This is a genomic window from Micromonospora sp. CPCC 206060, assembly GCF_036906895.1.
Classification (GTDB): domain Bacteria; phylum Actinomycetota; class Actinomycetes; order Mycobacteriales; family Micromonosporaceae; genus Micromonospora.
The window spans coordinates 1-549 of record NZ_JBAKHU010000296.1; the positions used below are offsets into that span (position 1 = coordinate 1).

Here is a 549-nt window from a genome sequence, read left to right on the forward strand (position 1 = left end):
CTCGTTTCAGCCATGAGCCTCTATCCCTCAAGTCCTGGCCTCCACGTTACGAGGGGAACCACACCTCGCCGTCATCGTCACCGCCGCCAGCGCCAGCGACAACACCATCGGCATGGACCTGCTCGACCAGGCCACCACCGCCTACCCCACCCTGACCAAGACCTGGGTCGACGCCGGATTCAAGAACCGCGTCGTCGAACACGGCGCCACACTCGGCGTCGACGTCGAGATCGTCACCAAGGACCCACAGGCCAAGGGCTTCAGCGTCGTCAAACGGCGATGGGTCGTCGAACGCACCCTGGGCTGGCTCATGCACCACCGCCGACTCGTCCGCGACTACGAAGCCCGACCCGACAACTCCGCCAGCATGATCACCATCGCCATGATCGACAACCTCGCCAAACGCCTCACCACCGAAACCACCCCAACCTGGCGAGACGGCTAAACCGCCATAACACACAAAGTACGTGAATCAGACGTCCTCTTAGAGGGCGTTCGAATAGGGTTTGCAGCTATAAGAGTTCTTTGCGTCGTGCGGCTTATGCGGCC

Annotated in this window: 1 pseudogene; it reads left to right on the top strand. The window is 61.6% G+C overall.

The features are described from left to right. Nucleotides 1-64: 64 nt before the first annotated feature. Nucleotides 65-445: pseudogene (locus V6U90_RS33825) on the top strand (transposase); the annotation flags it as partial. Between the last annotated feature and the right edge of the window lie 104 nt (nucleotides 446-549).